Origin of the sequence: Arthrobacter sp. 754 (assembly GCF_040548695.1) — a bacterium.
Classification (GTDB): Bacteria; Actinomycetota; Actinomycetes; order Actinomycetales; family Micrococcaceae; genus Arthrobacter.
In genome coordinates this window covers 1-2,428 of record NZ_JBEPSC010000015.1, presented here as the reverse complement: position 1 = coordinate 2,428, position 2,428 = coordinate 1, and the positions used below count along the sequence as shown (strand labels likewise).

Annotated in this window: 3 protein-coding genes; all 3 read right to left on the bottom strand. The window is 62.8% G+C overall.

Going from position 1 to position 2,428, the window contains the following annotated elements; genetic code table 11:
- Positions 1-498 precede the first annotated feature (498 nt).
- Positions 499-840: a YciI family protein gene (locus ABIA70_RS21620; protein WP_354149646.1), complete on the bottom strand. Its 342-nt coding sequence runs from the start codon at positions 838-840 to the stop codon at positions 499-501.
- A 204-nt stretch (positions 841-1,044) separates the two neighbouring features.
- Positions 1,045-1,452 (bottom strand): hypothetical protein, encoded by a 408-nt coding sequence (locus tag ABIA70_RS21615; RefSeq protein WP_354149645.1) that lies wholly within the window; start codon positions 1,450-1,452, stop codon positions 1,045-1,047.
- A 77-nt stretch (positions 1,453-1,529) separates the two neighbouring features.
- Positions 1,530-1,931, bottom strand: coding sequence for an HNH endonuclease (locus ABIA70_RS21610; protein ID WP_354149644.1), 402 nt, complete (start codon positions 1,929-1,931; stop codon positions 1,530-1,532).
- Between the last annotated feature and the right edge of the window lie 497 nt (positions 1,932-2,428).

Here is a 2,428-nt window from a genome sequence, read left to right as displayed (position 1 = left end):
CATTCAGGCCAGGCCCCGAACACGAAAGTGTCCGGGGCCTGACCCATTTAAACACCCACAACCCCACGGCAGGCCACACCAACCCCTGCCGGCCCCACGCACACCGGGACCCAAGCACACAACCCTCCGGCACTCCCTCCACGAATCTTCCCATCGCTCTCGCAGTACCCGCAAAAACCCGGGGAACCCTCTTGCAGCAACTGCACCCACCCGGCAGCCGCCGCAGCAACTGCATCACACCGCCGACCGCCGTCGTCGTCCACTCCGGCCCGGGCGACACCTCAGGTCACCAGGCACCGCCGCCGGACCCCCGCCGACCTGGGCGACACCGCCGGCCACGCACCAACTCTCTCCCACTTGCTGCAGTAATTTTGCGCACGTCCAGTACCGCCAAATCCACGAACGCTCTCAGAATGTCCATCAGATCCTGGCGCCCAGCGCCAGCCGGGTGCACCCGACCTATTCGACGCACGACCGGCTCTGGCCCGGTTCCCCCGGTCAGCTGGCAGGGTCGTACCCAAACTGCCGGACTGCTTGCGAACAGCGGCAGGCCACGGCGATCTTTGCCGCCCAGTCGAGTGCCTCCTGCCGCGAGGGCAGCTCCAGAACGAGGTAGCCGCCGTTGGGTACCTCGTGGCCTGCGTGCGAGCCTTCCGTGACCGAACCGTCAGCGGCCACGAGCACAGGGTCTACGGTCTCATCGATCCCGCCGCCGAAGACGTACACGCCGGCCTTTTTGGCCTCGTCGATGACGGCATGCGAGGCTTCAACAACCACTTCGAAGTCCTCCGCGGGGAACACCATGGCCTCACTTGGAAACGAGATCAGGTACTTCGTCACTCGAGAACTCCTTTACTCCAGAGGCGCCGTCAGTTCGGCCCTATCCTCGGCACGGCGCTGGTGCCAAACTCGATTATGGCTCGGGCGCCCGACTTGTGGTCAAGGGTAGAGCGTCGCCACGGCCTGTTGGCTTTGCTGTTCGTGTCCGCAGTAGGCCGCGGTAGTCAATGGCTCAGTGCGTGGCTGGGGCCAGGCGGCTAGGGATCAGTTATCGAGTAAGCGACGCTTGGCGGCCTCAAATTCTCTTCGGGTAAGGGCACCCTGCGAATACAGGTCTGCTACGAGGGCAAGTTGCGATGCCAGGGACTCTTTGCTATTCGCCTTGCGGACGCTTCTTGTTCGATGCTTGCCTGCCTCGGCAGGGGAGGTTCGATTCGCCTTGTTCCTGTCATACGCATATGTGGTGAGCAGGAGGATGCCCAAGACAGCAATGGCGATTCCCAACGGGAGGGACATATAGGAGGACGAGGCATTGCCTATCACCGAGATGGCTGCGCCGGCCAGGACCAGACCGAGCCCAGTCACCCATCGTGCCGTCTCGCGGAGCGGACGTGTCCTTCTGAACTCGAACAAATACCCGCCGACGTCGCTGGGAACCGTGTGTTCGTTCATGGGATGAAGACTAGACCTGCGGCTGCTCTCTGAACATCCCCTGCACACACTCATGGCGGAACGTTGTTCCTAGCCCGCTACCCCGTTCCGTGGACCTCTCCAACCCCAAGCAGAGTCTGCTGGTTTGCCGCGAGGAACTGCAGTGCGAGCATCGCGTTGATTTCGAGGTGGCGCAACAGGAAGGCCCGCTCGTCGAGTCGCTTACGACGCAGCCAGCCGGTGACTTCATCGTTGCACTTGCTGGCGTTGCAGGAGCCGCAGGCCGGCGCGATGTTCTCGAGCGTGTAACGCCCGCCGCGGGAGAGCGCCAGGACGCAGTCGCGCTGTAGCGGCTTGTTGATGGCGCCGCAGTACGCGCAGCCACCCCAAGCCGCCTTGAGGGCGGTCCACTGCTCCTCGTTGAGATCGTGCTCGACACGATCCATCCGGCGCTTGCGTCTCAGAGCGGCCCTGGCCTTGCGACTTCGGTTGAGCGGCATCGTCCCAGCATAGGCACTGTCAACCGCGCGCCACGTATTGGCAAATCTACGCATCCGGCCCACTCCACCAATTGCAGTTACGTGTTCGCGCTCACCGTGCAGCGTGTCGGTGTGGAACCATCTGCTCCAGGCATGGAAGCAATGATCGATTTTGCCTCGCTGATGGCTACCCCGAATCGTTTTCCACGCCGAGACGGACGTCGACTAGTGCATGTTCAGTGATTACCCGATAACCATGCCCAATAAGGATCACCCTGCGGCCGGCCCCGCGGCCCCCATCTGTGTGCGGCTGGATGTGACCCAGTGAACACGATCAATAAACGGTGTGTGGCTGCCTATGAGGCCGTCGAAGGGCCCCAGTATCCGCGCGTTTCCGCGGATCTGTCGAGTGCACGGCCCTTGGTGTGGGGGGATTTGCGGTGGGGGTTGGGTGGGTGTATTGTTTTCTAAGTCGCCGCGAGGGGAACAGTGAAGAGCTGGTTACCGCGGGCGGCCAA